The following is a 19,733-nucleotide window of genomic DNA, read 5'->3' as shown; positions in this document are numbered from 1 at the left end:
CCCTGGGCAAGACGCTGGACCGCAAGGGCAACCCGATGACCATGAAGTTCCAGGGCACGGTGGAACCCTATTTCCGCGACGACCAGGGCTAGAGCATTTTCAAGCTGGGTGTACTCACCCAGCGACCCGGAAAATGCGAAAAACCAAAAGGTTGGAGCCGTTCCGGCCTGATACAGTCAGGCCGGAACGGCTCTAGCCTTTGATCCGGCGCATTTTCCGAGCCGCTGAGCGAGTACGCTCAGCTTGAAAATGCTCTAGGGTGATGGTCAGGCCGCCCGGCTCACGGCCGGGGCACCACGGCCCAGGACAGCCAGCATCGCCTCGGTGAGTCCGGCGGTCCGGGCGCTGTCCTGTGCCCGCCACGCGACATGCATGTCCGGCCGCACCAGCACGCAGCCGCTCTCTCCCACCTCGCGCAGTTGCGCCCAGTCACCGAACAGGTCCTCCTGCGCCTGGCCGGGGCCGATGACGAAGACCTCGATCGGCACGCCCGTCTCCGCGGTCGTCCGCGCGGCCGCCTCCGCCCAGGCAGACCCGGTCGGGCCGGTGAAGAGGCTGAAGCGCCCCTTCCCCGCAAGGTCGAGGGTGGAGATCTGATGCCCGTCGCGCCCGAGCCAGGCGTGCGGCAACCGTGCCCCGGGCCAGGTCGTCGGGTGATAGTAGAGTTCCCGATCGCGGTCGAACACGGGCTCCGGCGTGCCGTCCCCCACGACGGCGGCGGAGCGGTAGCGCTGGTTCATCTCCACGCCATGGGCGTTGAACTCGTAGTCCTTGAAGGCGATGGCTCGGCGCAGCGCCTCGCGTTGCTCCGCCGCCTCCGGCGTGTCCGCCTTCCGCGCCTCCATGTTCGCGCGCATCTGCGCGAAGCCGCGGTCGTCCAGCAGGCCGAGCGCCCCGAAGATCGGTCCGAACTCCTCGATGCTCTGGTTGGCGCGCGTCACGATCTGGCGGCCCACCGGCGCCCGCTCCGCGTCGTAGGTCTCCAGCAGGGACGGGGCGGCCTGGCCCTTCAGCACCAGGGCCAGCTTCCAGGCCAGGTTGTAGGCGTCCTGGATGGAGGTGTTGGAGCCCAGCCCGTTGGAGGGCGGGTGGCGGTGCACCGCATCCCCCATGCAGAAGACCCGGCCCTCGGCGTAGCGGGTGGCGAACATGTGGTTCACCGTCCAGACGGAGGTGGAGGTGACCTCGATGGGGATGGTGTCGTCGCCGATCAGCCTGTGCGCCACCTCGGTCGCCACGCGCGCATCCACCTCGGGCGGCGGCTGGTGGATATCGTAGCCCCAGACGATCAGCCACTCGTTCCAGGGCCTGACCATTCGCACGAGGCCCATGCCGATGCCGCCGATGTTGGAGCCGGGCTGCAGCACCCAGTAGAGCACGCTGGGACGGTGGGCGACGTAGCGGGACAGATCCGCCTTGAACACGATGTTCATGCTGCCCGCCACGCCCATGCGGCCTTCCATCGGCAGGCCGATGTCCTCCGCCACCTTGGACCGGCCGCCATCGGCGCCGATCAGGTATCTGGCGCGGATCTGGTACTCCCGCCCGTCCAGCCGGTCGCGCACCGTGGCCGTCACGCCCTCCGAGTCCTGCACGAGGGACAGGTACTCGGTGTCCAGGCGCGCGCGGGTGCCGCGGGCGCAGGCATTGCCGAACAGGATCGGCTCCATCAGGTTCTGCGGCATGTCGCACATCGCCGACGGGCTGGCCTGGTCGTAGTCGGCCTTGCGCTGCGGGTGGGTGCCCCAGGTGCGGATGCGGCCCAGTTCCTCGCCGGCCAGGCTGGTGCAGAACACCGTGTTCCCCATCCACGCCTGCGGCGTGGCCTGGGCCGTCACCTCGTCCTCCACGCCGAGATCGCGCAGGATCTCCATGGTACGCTGGTTGGTGATATGGGCGCGGGGCGTGTCCGCCAGCCATCGGTACTTCGTCACCAGCACGTTGCGGATGCCGTAGGTGCTCAGCGCCAGCGCGGCAGCGGAGCCGGCCGGGCCACTCCCGACGATGAGGACGTCCGTCTCGATCATTCCCGTGATCCCTCTTCTTCCTTCAGGCGACCCGCCGGGCGCCGGTGCCGACCGCGGTCTTCTTCAAGCCGAAATCGTAGTTCAGGCGCCGCCACGGCCGATCCATCTCGCGGCCATCGGGCGCCGTCCCCGGCGTCTCCCGTGCGAAGTGGCTGATCAGCGACGTCTTGACCCCGAACACCGCGTCACTGTCGAGATACGGGCTGTCCGCCGCGAAGACGTGCGTCACCAGCGTGTCGTAACCCGGGAAGGAAATCATGAAGTGCACGTGGGCGGGCCGGTTCGGATGGCGGTTCGTCGCGGCGAGCATCTCACCCACCGGCCCATCGTCGGGGATGGGGTAGAATCTCGGCATGATGGACCAGAAGCGGAACCGGCCCTCCGCATCCGTCCGCAGCCGGGCACGGAGCGCGTGCGCATCGGGTTCCGGCTTCTGCACGTCGTAGTAGCCGTCCGCGTCCGAGTGCCAGACCTCCACCAGAGCCCCGGCCAGAGGACCACCTCCCGCCGCGGAAACGGTGCCCTCCACCAGCAGCGGCTCGCCCTCGGCGCCACCCGCGATATCCGACCCGTTGGCCACTTCCGGCGCATCCTGCACGTAGAAAGGGCCCAGCACCGTCGTCTGCGTCGCGCCGGCCGGCTGGCGGTGGTTGATGGCATCCACCAGCATGGAGACACCGAGCGTGTCGGAGAGCAGGATGAACTCCTGCCGGACGTCGCTGCACATCTGCCCCGTGCGCGTCAGGTATTCGATCGCCTGCCGCCACTCCCCGAAGCTCGGCTCCACCTCCCGCACGAAGGCGTGCAGGTGCCGCACCAGGCCCTGCATGACCGCTTTCAGCCGGGGATCCGGCGTGCCGTCGAAACGGTCCAGCACGGCCGTCGTGATGTTGCTCTCGTCGAAATCACGCATCCCGTTCTCCTCGTGGCGTTCGGCGGCGGACCGGCCGGCGCCCGTGCCGAGCTGTCATCCGGCAGCGATCGGATTCCCCTTCGATCGGCCGGTCGTTGGCTCTGGCTGCCCCCGGCGGCGACGGTTCCGCCACCCGACCCAGCCCGTTCCCGTGCACCGTCGTTTCATCCGGGGAAGTCGGGGCGTCGCACGAGGGCGTGCTCGATGCGCGCCATGGCGTCCCGCGCGGTGGGCGTCGAACGTGGCGGCGGGTGGCGGCGCTCGCGGTGTGGAGCCATGCCGACTGCGCACGGGCATTGCGGCCCGGGTGATCGACCCCATCGATGACCACGCCCGCCCCACCGCTCCGAGCGGCGCCGGCAGCGGCGCCCGGCTCGGACAGGGGAGCCGGGGCCGGTCCCATCGGCGCTACCGGGCCTCCTCGACCGAGAAGCCCGTCTCCCGGACCACCTCGCCCCAGCGCGCGGTCTGGGTGCGGAGGCGATCGGCCAACTGCTCCGGCGATGCCTTCACGACGTGGAGCCCCACGCGGGAGAGCGCCTCCGCGAGCGCCGCATCCTCCGCGGCGGCCGTCACGGCGGCCCGCAGCCCGGAGACCAGCGGCGTCGGCGTCCCGGCCGGGACGAGGAGGACGTACCATTCCTCCGCGGTCAGCTGCGGCAGGCCCAGCTCCGCGAAGGTCGGAACATCCGGCATGAGCGGCGAGCGCGCCTCCGCGCTGACGGCAAGGGAGCGGAGCTGGCCCGAGCGGTGCAGCTCCGCGTGGCTGCCGACGAGCTGCATGGCGAAGCCGAGCCGCTGCGCCTGCAGGTCGCCGATGATCTGGCCGTTGTCCCGGTAGGGAACGTGGCTGGCCTGCAGGTCGATGGCCTTGCACATCTCCATCGCGACGAAGTGCGGGGCCGAGCCCGCGGCGGAGGAGGCGAAGGCGACTCCCTGGCGCCCGTGCGCCCATTCCGCGAACTGCCGGAAATTCCTGAATTCACTCCTCGGCGAGACGGCGATCGAGAAGGAGAAGGCGCCGAGCGGCGCCACGATCACGAAATCCCGCGCCAGATCGTAGCGCAGGGTGCGCTGGTAGATGTGGGGATAGATGGTGAGCGAGCTGTCATGGGTGATGGCCATGGTGGCACCATCCGGTGCCGACGCCTTCAGCGCCTCCAGTCCGATCCGCCCCGCCGCGCCCGTGCGGTTGTCCACGATCACCTGGGGCGCATAGACGTCGCGCAGCCGCTCGGCGTAGAGCCGGACGACGAGGTCCGAATTCGTTCCGGCGGCCGAGTTGACGATGAAGCGCGCCGGCTTGTCGAGGGTCATGGAGCGGACAGGACCGGCGAGCAGAAAGGCGCCCGCGGTCCCGAGAGCCGCGCGGCGGGATAGCGCTGGGAGCATGGTTTCCTCCTTCCCGTTCTCCCTCCTCGGAGGGGTGCGGGTGGTTGAGTCAGGTCACTGCGCAGTCAGCCCGCCGTCGACCGGAAGGGCGTGGCCGACGATGAAGGACGCGTCGTCGGAGGCCAGGAACAGGGCCGCGCGCGCGATCTCCTCCGGTTGCGCGAAGCGGCCGATGGGATGGCGCGCCATGCGCAGTTCCGCGACGCCGGGTCGCTGCATGGAGCGCGCCACCATCGGTGTCAGCGTGCCGCCCGGGCAGACGGCATTGATGCGGATGTTCTCGCCGATATGGTCCAGCGCGGCGGTGCGGGTCATGCCGACCACGCCGTGCTTCGTCGCGGCATAGGTCGCGATCCCCTTCTCGCCCACGAGTCCGGCGACGGACGCGGTGTTGACGATGACGCCGCCCCCGCCGCGGCGCATGGCCGGGATCTCGTACTTCATGCAGAGGAAGACGCCCTTGAGATTCACCGCCGCGATCCGGTCCCAGGCTTCCTCGTCCTCTTCCGGAAGGTCGAAGCCGGTGCTGCCCACGCCCGCGTTGTTGAAGGCGATGTCCAGTCGGCCGAAGGCTTCCAGGCAGCGCTCCACCATGTCCGCGCACCGGACGGACTCGGCGACGTCCACCGCGACGGCCAGCGCCCTGCCGCCCGCTGCCGTGATCATCCCGGCCGTCGCTCGCGCCTGCTCCGCCGACCGGTCGGCGACGACGACCTGCCCGCCTTCCCGCGCGAAGAGCAGCGCCGCGGCGCGCCCGATGCCGGATCCGCCGCCGGTGACGATCACCGCCTTGTCCTGGAAACGCGGTTCCATTTCCGGCTCCCTTTCAGCCCGGATCGGCCAGGCCGAGCATCCGCCCGCCATCGATGACGATCTCGGTTCCCGTGATGTAGGACGACGCGGCGGAGGCCAGGAGCAGCGCCGCCCCCTTCACATCCTCCGGCTGGCCCATGCGGCGCAGCGGGGTCTTGCGCGCGACCCCCGCCTGCACGGCTTCCGTCAGCGTATGGCCGCCGCCGATCGCCGTGGCGATCATCCCGGGCGCGATGGCGTTGACGCGGATCCCATAGGCCGCGAGCTCGAGCGCGAGCTGCCGCACGAGATGCGCCGCCCCGGCCTTGGCGGGCATGTAGGGGAAGGCCGGCATGGGCGACGCCCGTTGCCCGGCGACGGAAGTCGTCACGACGATGCTGCCGCCGCCGCCCTGCGCCCGCATCTGCCGCGCGGCCGCCTGGACCGTCACGAACACGCCGGTAAGGTTGATCCCGATGATCCGATCCCAGATCTCGTCGGGAACATCCTCCAGCGCCCGGCCCGTCGCCCGGGTACCGTCCTTGCCGAGATAGCCGGGCGGCACGTCGATTCCCGCATTCGCGAACACCACGTCGATGCGGCCTTCCCGCGCCGCGACGGCCTCGAAGGCCCCGCGCAGCCCGGCACGGTCCAGCACGTCCACGGCCTCGCCATGCGCGCCGGCGCCGAGGCGGCGCGCCGCTGCCGCCACGGCGGCGCCGTCCACGTCCATCAGGACGACGCGGGCCCCGTTCTCCACCATCGCCTCCGCATAGGCCAAGCCCAGCCCGCTCGCGCCGCCGGTCACGACCGCCACCCGGCCGGTCAGGTCGAACATCTCCGTGGCTCTCATCCCGGCACCTCCTTGCTCACCAGTCGACGCGTGGCGAGCAGCATGGCCCGCGGCAACGCGGGGTCGGCGTTCAGCCGCGCCAGCCGCTCGACGTCTTCGCACCGCCGCCCGGGATCGGATTCCATCAGGCGGCGCTTGTTCCCGTTCGCCGTCGGCGCCACCACCTCCGGGAGGACGCGACGGCGCTGCCCGGCGTAGCGATCAGGCGCCATGTGCGCGCGCCAGGATCAGGTCGGTGACGAGGCCGACCGGCTCCACGCCCGCGACGACGGCGCCGTCGATCCGCTCGGTCATGGGCCGCTCGGTCATGGGCCGCTCGGTCATGGGCCGCTCGCTCACAGGCCCGCCGCCCCGCCCATCGCGCACCTCATGCCGGCCGGCTGCCGGCGAGCGCGCCCCGCCGGCGGCGATCCCGCGGGCACGCCGCCATGGACGAGGCGCGTCGGCCCGGCACTCGTTCGGTCCATCGGATCGGCCTTTCCGGGCATCATGCTTGTCGAGGACGGAAGCCCCCTGCCGGCCGTGGGTGCGGGCCGGCGAGACGTTCAGAGACCCCGGAATCCGGTCGGCCGGGCGAGGTGGGCACGCGCGACGTAGGTCGCGAAGGCCTGATGCTGCGCCGACATGTGCGTGCGGTACATCTGCACGTCACGGAAGTAGCGCTGCAGGCGGTTTCCCTTCTTCGTGGCGAAGGCACCGACATTGTGGAAGAGGGACTCCACCACCTCCGCCGCCAGCTTCCCGCCCTGCTGCAGCATGGTCCAGAGGCGCAGGTTGTCCTCGACCGTGAACGGGGTGCCGTCCTTCGCCCAGCGCAGGCAAAGGTCCATGTAGCGCTGCGCCGCGCCCATCAGGACCGCCTGCGCCGCATCGGCCTTCGCCAGCGCCTCGCCCAGCGGACGCTGGAAGTCGAAATGGTCGGCGCGCAGCACGTCCGGCTCCACATAGGTCTTCATGAAGCCGGAAACGCGCTCGTACTCGTCGATCGCGGCCCAGGCGGCGCCCGTCACCACCGAGACGAGCGAGGCGTGGTAGGGGCCCATCAGCCGGCCGAGATACATCGGGTTGCCGTGCAGGCGGGTGCCAACCGTCCCGTTCAGCATTCCGTCCGGGCGGGCGAACATGACGTCGAAGGGAATGACGAAGTGCGCGGGAACGAACGTATCGCGGATCTCCACGCTGTTGGAGCCGCTGGCACGCATCCCCAGGATCTCGTCGCCACCCCAGTCCGGCAGGATCTCATAGCCACCGCGCGGCACGGCGACGAGGACGGTGCGCGGCGGGGCGCCGCCGTCCGCCAGCATGGCGGTGCCGATGAAGTGCGTGGCGTGGGGGATGCCGGAGCAGTAGTTCCACTTCCCGTTCACGCGGTAGCCGCCCGGCGCGGGCGTGACCGTGCCCATCGGCTGCGCGCGGTGCGGCGCCACGAACTCGCCATCCTCGCCGAACAGGTCGCGCTGCGCTTCCTCGGACCAGTGGGAGGCGACGATGAAGGCGTGGGAGGCGCCGAGGGTCAGGCACCAGCCCACGCCGGGATCGCCACGGGAGACCTCCACCATCACCCGGTAGAAGTCCGGCAGGGGCATCTCGTAGCCGCCGAACAGACGGGGCTGGGTGATGCGATAGAATCCTGCCTTGCGGAAGGCCTGGTGCAGGTCCTCGCCGTAGGTTCCGCGCGCCTCGTTCTCCGCCTGCTGATCCCGCAGGACCGGGCGCAGCGCGACCGCGCGTGCGACGAGTTCGTCAGAGGTGAGCCCGGGCTCCGGCACGGGCAGCGGCGCCGGACGGGTGGCGGGACGGTCCGCGAGAGCGATGGACATGGGAACTCCTTGAAGATCGGTGCGCCGCAGGGACGGCTATTCCTCGGCGGTGTACCCGGTTGCCCGCACGATCGGTCCCCAGCGATCCCTCTCCGCGCGGATCCGCTCGATCATGCCCTGCGAGCCAAGCAGGACGGGAACCTGCTCCATCTTCGCCAGCGCCGCGCGCAGTTCCGGGTTGGCGGAAGCGGCGGCGATGGAGCTCTCGAGCCGCTCCACGATCGGCTGGGGCGTGCCGGCGGGCAGCAGGATCGTGTAGAGTTCTTCCGCGGTCAGGTCGGGATGGCCAAGCTCGGCGAAGGTCGGCACGTCCGGAAGGGAGGCCACGCGCTTCGGCGTGGAAACCGCCAGCACCCGCACATGGCCGCCGCGGGACTGCTCCGCCATGTCGCCGATCACGCTGATGATGGCACCCAGCCGGCCGGTCGAGAGGTCGGGCAAGGCGAGGCCGGTGCCGCGATAGGCCACGTGCATCAGGCGCAGGTCCAGCTTGCGTGACATCTGCTCGGCCACGAAGTGCGGCATCGAGCCGGCGGCGGGGCTGGCATAGGACACGTCGCGCTGTGTCTGCGCCCACCGCGCGAAGCCTGCCAGATCCTGCGCCGGATGGTCCGGCGCCACGACGAATGCGAAGCCGAAGGAGGAGGTCGCGCCGCCCGGCACGAAGTCCTTCGTCCCGTCGTAGCGCAGGGTGCGCGGATAGATGTGCGGATAGATCGTGAGCATGCTCTCGGGGGTGAAGACCAGCGTCGCGCCGTCCGGCGCGGCGGCCTTCCCGGCGTCCAGCACGAGGCGGGCCGCGGCGCCGGGGCGGTTCTCCACCACCACTTGCTGCGCGTAGCTGCCGCGCAGGCGCTCCGCGTAGATCCTGGCCACGATGTCCGCCGCGCCACCCGGCGGGAAGCCCACCAGCAGGCGGGCGACCCGGTCCAGCGGCTGCGCCCGCGCGACGTTCGCGATGGCGGCAGCGGTAAGGCCAAGCACGGCACGCCGTCCGATCTTGGTCACCAGATGTTTCCTCTTCTTCGGCGCTTCGTTGCCGAGCATTATTTTGATGCAGTGTATCGTTATGCGGACACTACAGCGACATTAGCGGCGCGTCAAGATGCAATGGTCGGTTCATGCCATCTTCGGCTGCTGCCGCCTCAGATGACCCACCGGGTGGTAGCGTCGGCCGTAGTAGATCAGGCCCCCTGTGTCCGGAGCGCTCGGCGAAATGGCCAGAACCTCCGCGAAGAACACGCTGTGCGTGCCGTGCTCGACGCGCTTCACGATGCGCGCGTCGAAGGCGGCTCCGGCCCCGGCGAGCACCGGGGCGCCGGTGAGAAGCCGCTGCCAGTCGATCCCTTCGAAACGCTTTGCGCCGGAAAGGCCCGAGCGCCCGGCGAAGTGATCGGATATCCCGTCCTGGTGCGCGGCAAGGGTGTTGACGCAGAGGACACCGTTCCGCTCGAAGACGGGGTGGGCGCTGCTGCCGCGGTTGATGCAGACGAGCAGGGTGGGCGGCGCATCGGTTACGCTGCACACGGCGCTCGCGGTCACGCCGGCAAGGCCTGACGGCCCATCGGTCGTCACCACGTTCACTGCCGCGCCGAGTTGCGCCATCGCGTTCCGGAAAGCCGCGGCGTCGATCATCTTGCCCATCACCCTCTCATGCCATCGGTATGCTTCCCGAAGCCCCCGACGCACACGGTCAGGCCTTCGCCCGGCTCATCCGGAGGAGACCGCGTGGTCCGTGCCTACGGCGAACCGCTCTAGTCGGCGACTTCGTAGCCGGACTCCCGCACCACCGGTCCCCAGCGATCCCGCTCCGCTTGCAGACGCGCGACGAACTGCTCCGTCGTCGTGCTGACGGGGTACTGCTCGAGCTTCAGCAAGGCCGCCTGCATCTCCGGCAAGGCACTCACCCTGGCAATGGCGTCGTGCAGCCCGGTGACGAACTGCCTTGGCGTGCCGGCGGGCAGGAAGATCCCGTACCATTCGTCGGCCGTGAACTGCGGGAAGCCGAGCTCGGCGAAGGTGGGAACGTCCGGCAGGGTCGGGACACGCTGCGGCATGGTGATGGCGAGCGCGCGCATCCGGCCGGAACGGTGCTGCTCGGCCGCGGTGCCGATCACCGTTACGTAGGCGGCAATACGCCCGCCGTTCAGATCCGCGAGGGCCATGGCGGTCTCGCGGTAGGGTACGTGCGACAGGCGCAAACCCAGAGCCCTTGCCATCATCACCGAGAGGAAGTGCGGTGTGGAGCCTGCCGCCGGCGTGGCGTAATAGACCTCCGGCTGCCGCCGCGCCCATTCCACGAACTCCCCGAAGTTGCGCGCGGGGTGGTTGGCATCCACCAGCCAGGAGAAGCCGAAGGAGGAGAGTCCTGTCACCGGCACGAAGTCGCGCTGCGGGTCGTAGCGCAGCGTGCGCGTGTAGATGAAGGGGTAGAGCACCATCATCGTCTCGGGCGTCATCAGGAAGGCCCTGCCGTCGGGCGGCGCGTCCTTCGCGATCTCCACGCCGATGCGCGCGGCCCCGCCGGGGCGGTTGTCGACGATGGCCTGGGGCGCGTAGATCCCCCGCAGCCGTTCCGCGTAGAGCCGCGCCACCGTGTCCATCACGCCGCCGGCCGAGAAATTCATGATCAGCCGCGCCGGCCGGTCCATCAGCTGCGCGGCGGCCTCCCGGGGGCCACCGAGCCAGGCCAGCCCCAGCGGCATACCGGCGCGCAGCAGCGCCCGACGCGTCGTCGCAGGCTCCATCACCCTTCCTCCCCCTCATGCCCCGGACGGTTGCCCCGCCCTGTGGGCCGGCATCACGCGGCGCCGATGCGGCACTCGATCCAGTCCGCGACCAGGGCAGCGACGTCATCGCTGTTCCGCTCGATCATCATCATGTGGCCGTTGCCGTGCAGCCCGTGGTCCTCCAGGCGGATGTGCTCGGCGGGCACGCCAGCCTGACGGAGGAAATCGACGACGCCGTGGTCCTGCTGCGCCTTCCAGGATGCCTCCGCCGTCACCACCGCCACGGGCAAGTCGCGCAGATTGGGAAGCTGCCGGGCGGGCTCCGCCTGCACCCAGCAATCCTGCAGGTCGGGGCGGGGCGCCCGGCGCAGCAGGCGGCCAAGCTCCTCCGGGGCGCCTGCCGGCGGATCGAAGAGCAGCGGCACGGCGGTGAGGCCCCAGGAGAGCGGCCCGCCGGGCGTCTCCGCGAAGGCGGGTCCCTGCGGCTCCACCGCGACGATGCCCCGCACCAGCGCGGGCCGTGCGTCGGCCGCCAGCCAGCCGAAGGGCCCCCCGGCGGAATGGGTGACGAGGACCGCGGGGCCGATCCGATCCAGCAGGGCGGCCGCGCATCGGCGCATGTCCGCGTGCACCCGCGCCAGGTCGGCCACGGAAGGTCCCTGCCCTGCCATGAACTGGTCGAGCACGGGATCGCCGACCGCCGTGCCGCCCGGCCACTGCGTGTGCAGCCGCGCCTGCGGGTAGGATTCCGGCGAGAGTTCCGGCGCCACGAAGCGGTCACGCATGAACTCGTAGCCCGGCGGGCGGCCGAGAGGACCGTTGAGATCCGGGTGGTAGGGCGAGCGGCCGAGCGCCGTGCGGTCCACGACGTAAACCGCATGGCCACGCCGCAGGAAGAAGGTGGCCCAGCCCGGGCGCCCGTCAGGGGTGCCGAGATAGTCGAGCCCCTGGCCGCCACCGCCATGGACCATGACGACGGGCAGCGCGTGGCGCCGTTCCGCGGGGATCTGGTAGCCCACGAACATCTGCCCGGCGGCGACGAGCCCGTAGGGCTGCGGCTGCCGCTCGACACCGACCCAGAAGAAGCCCTGGTCCGCCAGGACCAGCGGGCCGGGCGGAATCCGTGCCCCGTCCATGGCCGCGTCTCCTACAGGCCACGCATGCCGATGGGCTTGCCGAGATGGGCGCGCCCGACATAGGTCGCGAACTCCTCCCACTGGGCGGAGCTGTGCGTACGGTACATCATCACGTCCCGGAAATAGCGCTGGAGGCGGTTGCCTTTCTTGGTGGTGAAGGCGCCGGCGGAACGCAGCAGCATCTCCACCGTCTCCACCCCCATGGCGCCGGCCTGTTGCAGCGCTGCCCGGAGACGCAGGTTCTCCTCCACGCTGATCGGGGTGCCGTCTTCCGCCCAGCGCTCGCACATCTCCATGTAGCGCTCGAGCGTGCGCACCAGGATTGCCTCCGCCGCATCGGCGCGCGCGAGGGCGAGGCCGAGCGTGCGTTGGACGTCATGGTGATCCGCCCGCAGCAGGGCGGGATCGGCCAGCGTCTTCATGCGGCCGATCAGGGCCTCGTACTCGTCGATGGCAGCCCAGGTCGCTCCGACGACGACCGACACCAGCGAGGCGTGGTACGGCCCCATGATGCGGCCGAGATACATCGGGTTGCCGTGCAGCCGCGTGCCGGGCGTACCGTCAGCCATCTCCTCCGGCCGGCAGAACTGGGCGTTGAAGGGCACGGCGTGGTGCGCGGGGATGACCGCGCCCTCGATGAGGACGGTATTGGAGCCGGAGGAACGCATTCCCAGGATTTCGTCCCCACCCCAGTCCTTCAGCACCTCGTAACCGCCGCGTGGCACCACGACGAGCACGGGAGACGGGGGCGTCCCGTCCTCCTTCCGGAGCATGGCCGTGCCGATGAAATGCGTCGCGTGCGGCACGCCCGAGGCGTAGTTCCAGCGCCCCTGGATGAGTAGCCCGCCTGGCACGGGCGTGGCGGTGCCCAGCGGCTGGGCGCGGTGTGGAGCGACGAAGTGGCCAGTCACGCCGAACAGCTCGCGCTGTGCCTGTTCCGGCCAGTGCGAGGCGAGCAGGAAGGCGTGCGAGGCGGCGAGGGTGAGGCACCAGCCCACGCCGGGATCGCCGCGTGAGATCTCCATCATCGTGCGGAAGAAGACCGGCAGGCCGAACTCATAGCCGCCGAAGCGGCGCGGCTGGGTGATTCGGTAGAAGCCCATTCGCTCGAACGTGTCGTGCACGTCCTCGGCGTAGGTTCCCAGGGCCTCGTGTTCTTCCTGGCGCGCGCGGAGAACGGGACGGAGCGAGATGGCGCGGTCGAGGAGATCGCGCGGTGTCAGCCCAGGCTCCGGAACCTGGAGAATGGCGGCGGTCGGGGGCGACACACGTCCGGCAAGAGCGAGTTTCATAGCCGAGCCTTCTCCCTGCCGAGCCTTTCCGGCTCGGCGCTTATCGGCCACAGATTCCGCCTGACGCCGCACAACGATACAGTGACCCGTTTGATGGACGATAGGACTCGTGATGAACCGCTGTCAAGCAAGGAGCCTCGGCGGATTTATCGTAGGAGCACAAACGAACTTCCCCATCTCGCGGGATCGTGGTCTGCGAATCACGGGCCCCGACCTCACATGCCGGTGGGGTGCTTCGACCAGGTGACGCGGACATACTCGGGCCGTCCAGGCTCGAGCATCCTGTTCAGCGCAGCGACGGCGATCGCCACCTCGGTTATCCGCCTGCTGCCGGTGCGCGGCCGCGGCATGCCGCCGATCGCGCGCTTGAACCTGCCGATGCCGACATTGACCATCCGGGTGGCCGAGGCGCGGACGGCCTGGCAGCGCGTGACGGTGGCCGACTGGTACGGCGCGGGCGACAAGGTGGTGGAGATCCGTACCGGTACCGCCGTCTGGCGTCACGCCGGCCTGCCCGTCGTGCCGATCCGCTGGGTGCTCTTGCGTGATCCCGCACAGCGCTTCGAGCCGCAGGCCCTGCTCTGCGCCGACCTCGGCCATGGTGCATGCGTTCCTTGTCAGCCGGTGGCCTCGACGACAGCGCAGCCCATTTTCACTATCTGAAATGATCCATAATCAATTGCACATCGCAGTTCGGCGTTTGGCTTTTCCTCAGCCTGTTCCGTTCCCTTCGGCTTATCGTGCCTGAGCCGACTTGCGGATCGTGCCCGACACGCGGGTGTCGGGCAGGCGGATTGGTGCAGGAAAATTCGTTAATTCAGGTAAATCACATTTGACGATGGTGATAAAGCGGCTATCGTGATGTCCATGACCCCGTCACTCCGTCCCAAGGGCTGCGGCCCGCGCGGGATCCGCAGCGGCTGTACGGCCTGCGGCTGACCCCCATCCACCTTCCGCACCGCCATCCGACGGAGAACGGCCCATGCGCCGCCGTACCCTGCTGGGCGCCTTCGGCGCCGCCGCCCTGCCCTCCCTCGCCATTCCCGCCATCGCTCAGGAGGCGGGCTTTCCGAGCCGGCCGCTCACCCTGGTGATCCCCTTCCCGCCCGGCGGCATCGTCGACACGGTGGGGCGGCTGACCGCCTCTCTCGTCGCGCAACAGATCGGCCAGCCCGTGGTGATCGAGAACCGCGCCGGCGCCGGCTCGGCGGTCGCCAACGCGCATGTCGCGACCGCGCGGCCGGACGGCTACACGATCCTCTCGGGCGGCATCACCCTCGCCATCCTGCCGAACCTGCAGCCGGAGCTGCAGCCGGCCAACCCGCTGGAGGCCTTCGCGCCGGTCGGGCTGACCACCACCACGCCCTACATCCTGCACGTCAACCGCGACCTGCCGGTGCGCAGCGTCGCGGAATTCGTCGCCTGGGCGAAAGCGCGCGGCGGGCACCTGAACATGGCCACCAGCGGCCTCGGCACTGGTACCCACCTGACCTGGGAGCTGTTCAGGCGCCAGGCCGGGCTCGGCGGCGAACTGCTGCCCTACCGCGGCGGCGTGCCGGCCATCCTCGACATCCAGGCCGGGCGCGCCCACGGCATGTTCAGCGCCGCGCTGGAGGCGGTCCAGGCGATGCGCGCCGGGCAGACGCGCCCGCTCGCCGTCACCTCGCTGGAACGCCTCGCCACGCTGCCCGACCTGCCGACCCTCGCCGAGAACGGCTTCCCGGGCTTCGAGACCACCTCCTGGGCCGGCTGGTACGTGCCGGCGGGCACGCCCGACACGGCGGTCGCACGGCTTTCCGGTGCGCTCGCCACGACGCTGCGCGACCCCGGCGTGCTCGCGAAGCTGCGCGACCTCGGCGTCACCGGCCGCTACGGCCCACCCGACGAGGCACGCCGCGTCCTCGCCACCGAGACCGGACGCTGGGGGCGGCTGATCCGCGAGGCCGGCATCACGGGCGGCGCGTGAGCGCGCACCCCGCAAGCCGCCTCGAAGCCCTCGCCCATGGAGACTGCATGATGTCCGAGGCCATCCTTTCCGCCCTGCCGGACCGGCCGGCGACGAAGCCCCGCCCCCGCCTCCCGCCCGGACTGCGCCGGCTGGTCTCGCCGGTCGTCATCCTGCTGCTCTGGCAGGCGGCCTCCGATCTCGGGCTGATCTCCTCGCGGCTGGTGGCGCCGCCCTCGGCCATCGCCAGGAGCTTCGTCGAGCTGGTGGCCTCGGGCGAGCTGCAGCACAACCTGCTGGTCTCGCTGGCCCGCGTCGGCGCCGGGCTCGGCATCGCGGTGGTGGCCGGCACGGCGCTGGCGCTGGTCGCCGGCCTGTCGCGCCGCGGCGAGGAGATCGTGGACGCGCCGCTGCAGATGGTGCGCACCATGCCGCACCTCGCCCTGGTGCCGCTGTTCATCCTGTGGTTCGGCATCGGCGAGACGCCGAAGATCGCGCTGGTGGCGCTCGGCAGCGCCTTCCCGATCTACCTCAACCTGTTCGCCGGCATACGCGGCGTCGATCCGCGCCTGGTCGAGGCGGCGACGGTGCTCGGCCTCTCGCGCGGCGAGCTGATCCGCCACGTCATCCTGCCGGGCGCGCTGCCCTCGGCGCTGGTCGGGCTGCGCTACGCGCTCGGCGTCGCCTGGCTCAGCCTCGTGGTGGGCGAGCAGATCAACGCCACCGCCGGCATCGGCTTCATGATGATGGACGCGCGCGAATTCCTGCGCACCGACATCATCATCGTCGGCCTGCTGGTCTATGCCGTGCTCGGCCTCGCCGCCGACCAGCTCGTGCGCTGGGTGGAGCGCCGGGCGCTGTCCTGGCGGCCCGTGCTGCTGCGGGGGACGGCATGATCTGCTGCGACGGTCTCGTCGACCACGCCCTCCTCCTCGACGCCGGCACCGGAGCGGATGCCATGAACGCAGTCACCCCCGCCATCGCGCGGCAACACGCCGCCGGCGTGCGCATCCGCGGCCTGACGCGCCGCTTCGGCGGCCCGGCGGTGCTGGACCGGCTCGACCTCGACATCCGCCCGGGCGAGTTCCTGGCGCTGCTCGGGCGCAGCGGCTCGGGCAAGACGACGCTGCTGCGCACCCTGGCCGGGCTCGACCCGGTGGAGCAGGGCGAGGTCGCGGCGCCCGCGCGGCGCGCCGTGGTGTTCCAGGACCCGCGCCTGCTGCCCTGGAAGCGCGTGCTGCGCAACGTCACGCTCGGCTTGCGCGGGGCGGACCCGAAGGGGCGGGCGCTGGCGGCGCTGGCCGAGGTCGGCCTCGCGCACCGCACGGACGCCTGGCCGCTGACGCTCTCGGGCGGCGAGGCGCAGCGCGCCGGCCTCGCCCGCGCCCTGGTGCGCGAGCCCGAGCTGCTGCTGCTCGACGAGCCCTTCGCCGCGCTCGACGCGCTGACCCGGCTGCGCATGCAGGCCATGGTGGCCGATCTCTGGCAGCGACACCGCTGCACCGTGCTGCTGGTGACGCACGACGTGGACGAGGCCGTGCTGCTGGCCGACCGCGCCGTGGTGCTGGAGGCCGGGCGCATCGCCACCGAGGTGGCCATCCCGCTGGAACGGCCGCGCCGCCATGCCGGCGCCGAGTTCGCCGCGCTGCGCGCGCGCCTGCTCAACGCCCTCGGCGTCGAGGAGGACGGGCATGCGCTGGCGGCCTGAAGCGACGACAACCCTGCCCGGAGAGCCGGCATGAGCCTCGAATTCATCGGCATGATCCAGCCGCGCCAGCAGTCGGAGATCCACCCGGCACATGGCGCGGCGGTGGACCCCGGCTATGTCCGCGAGGCCGCGCGGGCGCACGAGGCGGGCGGCTTCGACCGCATCCTGATCGGCTGGCATTCGGACGGGCCGGACGGGCTGCAGATCGCCACCCATGCGGGGGCCGCCACCGACCGGCTCGGCCTGCTGGTGGCGCACCGGCCGGGCTTCCAGGCGCCGACCACCGCCGCCCGCGCCTTCGGCACGCTCGACCAGCTCACCGAGGGGCGCGCCGCCATCCACGTCATCTCCGGCGGCGACGACACCGACCAGCGGCGCGACGGCGACTATCTCGACAAGGAGGCGCGCTACCGACGCACCGACGAGTATGTCGGCATCCTGCGCCAGGTCTGGGCGGCCGAGGGCCCTTCCGACCATCACGGCCCCTTCTACCGCTTCGAGGGCGCCTCGCCGGCGGTGCGGCCGCGGCAGCAGCCGCGCATCCCGATCTACTTCGGCGGCGCCTCGGACGCGGCCATCCGCGTCGCCGCGCGCCACGCCGACGTCTACGCGCTGTGGGGCGAGACGCAGGCGCAGGTGCGCGAGATCACCGGCCGGGTCCGCACCGCCGCCGCCGCGCACGGGCGCAGCCCGCGCTTCAGCCTTTCCTTCCGCCCGATCCTGGCAGAGACGGAGTCGGCCGCCTGGGCGCGCGCCGAGCGCATCCTGGCCCGCATCCGCGCGGTGCGCGGCCAGGCGGCGCTCGGCCCGGCGCTGCGCGAGCCGCCCAATGTCGGCTCCCGCCGGCTGCTGGAGGCGGCGGCGCTGGGCGACCGGCCGGAGGGGCGGCTCTACACCGCCATCGCCGCCGCCACCGGCGCGCGCGGCAACACCACGGCGCTGGTCGGCACGCCCGAGCAGGTGGCGCAGGCTTTCCTCGACTACCACGCGCTCGGCGTCACCACCTTCCTGATCCGCGGCTTCGACCCGCTGGAGGATGCGGTCGATTACGGGCGCGAGCTGCTGCCGATCGCCCGCCGGCTGGTGGCCGAGCGCGCGGCGCAGGCCGTGGCGGCGGAGTAACCGATGCCGCCGGGAACGCCACGCCGGGCGCTGCTGCCGCAGCGATCAGTTTCTCCAGGGTGCGCCGCGGCTGAGGTAGTGGCCGCCGATGCGTGGCGCCTCGCCCCCACCCGCGCTCACCACCCCGAACTCGGCTCAGCCAAAGACGGGCGGTGATCGTTCGCCTCACGTCGCATTCTCTGCCGGGCGCCCGGCCGGCAGGGTGATGCCGTTGGCCAGCAGTGCCTCCTCCATCAGCGCGGTGAGCTGTTCGACCTCGGTGACCACGTTGCCGTGCGCCGGGCAGATCATGGTCGTCGGATAACGCGTCAGCATCCGGCGGAAATCCGCGACGAGGGGGTGGTTGTCGGCGAAGCGTGCCCAGTAGAGCGCGAGGTCGAGGACCATCCTCGTATCCTCCAGCGTCGGCCGGAAGGGCATCTCGCGCGTCAGCAGCGCGCACTGGTCGGTCGCGTAGTGCGAGAAGCCGAAGGCGTCGGAGACGAAGAGCAGCCCGTCCCTGTCGTCATGCGCCCAGGCCGTCGCCGGCAGGTCGTGGACGAGGGCGGGCAGGACGCTGAGCGTGCGGTCGCCGAGCGACAGCGTCTCCCCCGTGCGCATCTGCCGGAAGCGGCCGGCGCGGGCGTGCCCGGGGTGGTACAGGTGCAGGTTCCGTACCTCCCCCACCGCCGTCGCCTTCGGGAAGGCGGTCAGCAGCGCGCCGAGATTGCCGGCATGCGGGTATTCCTCGTGCGTCGGGAAGATGTAGGTCAGCTCGTCGCCGACGACGGAGCGGATGAAGGCCTCGATCCGTGGCCCGTCCTTGGCATGGCCGGTGTCGATCAGGACGGCTCCGGCGCTGCCGCGCAGCAGGTAGGCCGAGGCATGGGTGTGGAATTCCCGGCCGTACATGCGCATGTGGAAGCAGCCGGTCAGCAGGTAGGCGCTGTCGGTGAACTGCCGGGCGGAGAAGCCGTGATAGTCCATCCGGTTGGTGGCGGGCGCGGCATCGCCGGCGCACCCCTCGGCAACGGCGTCGGACATGGCGGATCTTCTCCTCAATGGCGGGCTTCGAGCCGCCGGAGCGCGGCGAGCATCGCCGACTGCTTGGCGCGGACCGCGGCCGCGCCGCGGATGACGAGGCCCCGGCTCGGCGCCAGCACCTCGATGTCGTGGCGGTCGAAGATCGCCTCGACCTGGTCGATGATCGGCGCCAGCCGGCTGCGCGCGAGCCAGTCGAACTTCAGCGCGAAATTCTCCAGGCAGCGCGCGACCAGCGCGTCGTGCGGCGCCACGTCGGAGAGCAGCCGCTGGCCGGGCGTGGCCGCCGTCTCGTCGGTGAAGCTGTCGGAGCAGAACAGGGTCCGGCTGACCCGGTCGTGGTACCAGACGGTCGGCAGGACCCGCAGCGGCGCCTGGATGGCCTCCAGCCGGCGGCGCGCCGAGACCGGCACCGTGTCCCCCGGCGCGACGCGGGCGCATTCCACGCCGAAATCCAGCATCTGCAATTCCGTGGCGGTGTCGAGGAAGCTCCCCTCGCGCAGCGCCTCCGTGTCGGCGGCGAAGAATTGCAGGGTGTTCAGCAGGCCGGGAGAATGGACGGTGCGCAGCCCGGTCAGGCGTACCAGATCGGGAATGTTGGCGACGCAGTCAGGCTCGTTCCGCGTGACCGCCAGCCGCGTCGGCCCCTGCCCGGCGCGGGCCAGCCTGCCGAGCTGCGCCGCGATCGCGGGAAACACCGCGGGCACGCCACCCTCCAGCAGCAGCAGGCTGCCGGCATCCGCCAGCAGGTAGCTGTTGAAGGGAAGGTGGTGGCCCGCCTCCGCCGCCGGGTACCAGGACAGCCGCTCGTCGATGGTGACGCTGCCGCCGAGCAGGGACAGCCCCTCGGCAATCGGCTCGGGCGCCGTCGCAGCGTCCGCGGGATCCGTGTCCCTGTCAGCGATCGGGCCGAGAGTCTCCGAATCCGCCTGCATCACGCCGTTTCCCCTGCTTCCTGCCGGCATGGCCGGTTCCGGGCGGTCC

Annotated in this window: 21 protein-coding genes; 6 read left to right on the top strand and 15 right to left on the bottom strand. The window is 71.0% G+C overall.

Features of this window, described 5'->3' with window-relative positions; translation table 11 throughout:
• Positions 1–2 precede the first annotated feature (2 nt).
• Positions 3–92 (top strand): DUF3297 family protein, encoded by a 90-nt coding sequence (locus M0638_RS29275; RefSeq protein ID WP_282572009.1) that lies wholly within the window; start codon positions 3–5, stop codon positions 90–92.
• Between the two features lie 174 nt (positions 93–266).
• Here the strand turns inward: M0638_RS29275 and M0638_RS23595 are convergent, their stop codons facing one another.
• The 13 genes from M0638_RS23595 to M0638_RS23540 form a co-directional block, all read right to left on the bottom strand.
• Complete coding sequence (locus M0638_RS23595; RefSeq protein WP_282572252.1) at positions 267–2,027, bottom strand: FAD-dependent oxidoreductase; 1,761 nt, start codon at positions 2,025–2,027, stop codon at positions 267–269.
• A 22-nt stretch (positions 2,028–2,049) separates the two neighbouring features.
• Positions 2,050–2,940 (bottom strand): intradiol ring-cleavage dioxygenase, encoded by an 891-nt coding sequence (locus M0638_RS23590; RefSeq protein ID WP_248669411.1) that lies wholly within the window; start codon positions 2,938–2,940, stop codon positions 2,050–2,052.
• A gap of 408 nt (positions 2,941–3,348) precedes the next feature.
• On the bottom strand, positions 3,349–4,332 hold the full coding sequence (locus M0638_RS23585) for a tripartite tricarboxylate transporter substrate-binding protein (RefSeq protein WP_248669410.1): 984 nt from the start codon (positions 4,330–4,332) through the stop codon (positions 3,349–3,351).
• A 54-nt stretch (positions 4,333–4,386) separates the two neighbouring features.
• Positions 4,387–5,145, bottom strand: coding sequence for an SDR family NAD(P)-dependent oxidoreductase (locus tag M0638_RS23580; protein ID WP_282572256.1), 759 nt, complete (start codon positions 5,143–5,145; stop codon positions 4,387–4,389).
• 13 nt (positions 5,146–5,158) lie between these two features.
• Entirely contained in the window at positions 5,159–5,977 is an 819-nt protein-coding gene (locus M0638_RS23575) for an SDR family NAD(P)-dependent oxidoreductase (RefSeq protein WP_248669408.1), read from the bottom strand.
• Positions 5,974–6,189 carry a hypothetical protein gene (locus M0638_RS23570; RefSeq protein WP_248669407.1) on the bottom strand — a complete coding sequence of 72 codons (216 nt, stop codon included), beginning with the start codon at positions 6,187–6,189 and terminating at the stop codon, positions 5,974–5,976. Before M0638_RS23570 ends, M0638_RS23575 begins: the two co-directional genes overlap by 4 nt.
• On the bottom strand, positions 6,179–6,301 hold the full coding sequence (locus M0638_RS28955) for a hypothetical protein (protein WP_282572251.1): 123 nt from the start codon (positions 6,299–6,301) through the stop codon (positions 6,179–6,181). The genes M0638_RS23570 and M0638_RS28955 overlap by 11 nt, the downstream gene beginning before the upstream one ends.
• A gap of 221 nt (positions 6,302–6,522) precedes the next feature.
• The gene (locus tag M0638_RS23565; RefSeq protein ID WP_248669406.1) at positions 6,523–7,797 is read right to left on the bottom strand and encodes an acyl-CoA dehydrogenase family protein; all 1,275 of its coding nucleotides are present in this window, start codon (positions 7,795–7,797) and stop codon (positions 6,523–6,525) included.
• A gap of 36 nt (positions 7,798–7,833) precedes the next feature.
• Positions 7,834–8,844: a tripartite tricarboxylate transporter substrate-binding protein gene (locus M0638_RS23560; protein WP_248669405.1), complete on the bottom strand. Its 1,011-nt coding sequence runs from the start codon at positions 8,842–8,844 to the stop codon at positions 7,834–7,836.
• Positions 8,845–8,916: 72 nt separating this feature from the next.
• Positions 8,917–9,441 (bottom strand): flavin reductase, encoded by a 525-nt coding sequence (locus M0638_RS23555; protein ID WP_248669404.1) that lies wholly within the window; start codon positions 9,439–9,441, stop codon positions 8,917–8,919.
• 110 nt (positions 9,442–9,551) lie between these two features.
• Entirely contained in the window at positions 9,552–10,544 is a 993-nt protein-coding gene (locus M0638_RS23550; RefSeq protein WP_248669403.1) for a Bug family tripartite tricarboxylate transporter substrate binding protein, read from the bottom strand.
• Positions 10,545–10,597: 53 nt separating this feature from the next.
• Positions 10,598–11,662: an alpha/beta hydrolase gene (locus tag M0638_RS23545; protein ID WP_248669402.1), complete on the bottom strand. Its 1,065-nt coding sequence runs from the start codon at positions 11,660–11,662 to the stop codon at positions 10,598–10,600.
• 11 nt (positions 11,663–11,673) lie between these two features.
• The gene (locus tag M0638_RS23540; protein WP_248669401.1) at positions 11,674–12,954 is read right to left on the bottom strand and encodes an acyl-CoA dehydrogenase family protein; all 1,281 of its coding nucleotides are present in this window, start codon (positions 12,952–12,954) and stop codon (positions 11,674–11,676) included.
• A 243-nt stretch (positions 12,955–13,197) separates the two neighbouring features.
• Between M0638_RS23540 and M0638_RS23535 the strand changes: the two genes are divergently transcribed.
• From M0638_RS23535 to M0638_RS23515, 5 genes are all read left to right on the top strand, one after another.
• Positions 13,198–13,617 carry a hypothetical protein gene (locus M0638_RS23535; RefSeq protein WP_248669400.1) on the top strand — a complete coding sequence of 140 codons (420 nt, stop codon included), beginning with the start codon at positions 13,198–13,200 and terminating at the stop codon, positions 13,615–13,617.
• A 319-nt stretch (positions 13,618–13,936) separates the two neighbouring features.
• Positions 13,937–14,920, top strand: a complete 984-nt coding sequence (locus M0638_RS23530; RefSeq protein WP_248669399.1) for a Bug family tripartite tricarboxylate transporter substrate binding protein — start codon at positions 13,937–13,939, stop codon at positions 14,918–14,920.
• 50 nt (positions 14,921–14,970) lie between these two features.
• Positions 14,971–15,795, top strand: coding sequence for an ABC transporter permease (locus M0638_RS23525; RefSeq protein ID WP_408903663.1), 825 nt, complete (start codon positions 14,971–14,973; stop codon positions 15,793–15,795).
• Between the two features lie 62 nt (positions 15,796–15,857).
• Positions 15,858–16,607: an ABC transporter ATP-binding protein gene (locus tag M0638_RS23520; protein WP_248669397.1), complete on the top strand. Its 750-nt coding sequence runs from the start codon at positions 15,858–15,860 to the stop codon at positions 16,605–16,607.
• Between the two features lie 30 nt (positions 16,608–16,637).
• The gene (locus tag M0638_RS23515; protein ID WP_248669396.1) at positions 16,638–17,729 is read left to right on the top strand and encodes an LLM class flavin-dependent oxidoreductase; all 1,092 of its coding nucleotides are present in this window, start codon (positions 16,638–16,640) and stop codon (positions 17,727–17,729) included.
• A 165-nt stretch (positions 17,730–17,894) separates the two neighbouring features.
• On the opposite strand, the gene M0638_RS23510 is transcribed toward M0638_RS23515, so the two are convergent.
• Together M0638_RS23510 and M0638_RS23505 are read right to left on the bottom strand one after the other, a co-directional pair.
• Positions 17,895–18,752, bottom strand: a complete 858-nt coding sequence (locus M0638_RS23510; RefSeq protein ID WP_248669395.1) for an MBL fold metallo-hydrolase — start codon at positions 18,750–18,752, stop codon at positions 17,895–17,897.
• Positions 18,753–18,766: 14 nt separating this feature from the next.
• A complete protein-coding gene (locus tag M0638_RS23505; RefSeq protein WP_248669394.1) occupies positions 18,767–19,684 on the bottom strand; it encodes a hypothetical protein in 918 nt (305 codons plus the stop codon).
• Positions 19,685–19,733 lie beyond the last annotated feature (49 nt).

Origin of the sequence: Roseomonas acroporae (genome assembly GCF_023223525.1) — a bacterium.
GTDB lineage: Bacteria > Pseudomonadota > Alphaproteobacteria > Acetobacterales > Acetobacteraceae > Roseomonas_E > Roseomonas_E acroporae.
Note: the sequence above shows the minus strand (reverse complement) of the source record. Positions and strands in the feature narration are given on the sequence as shown.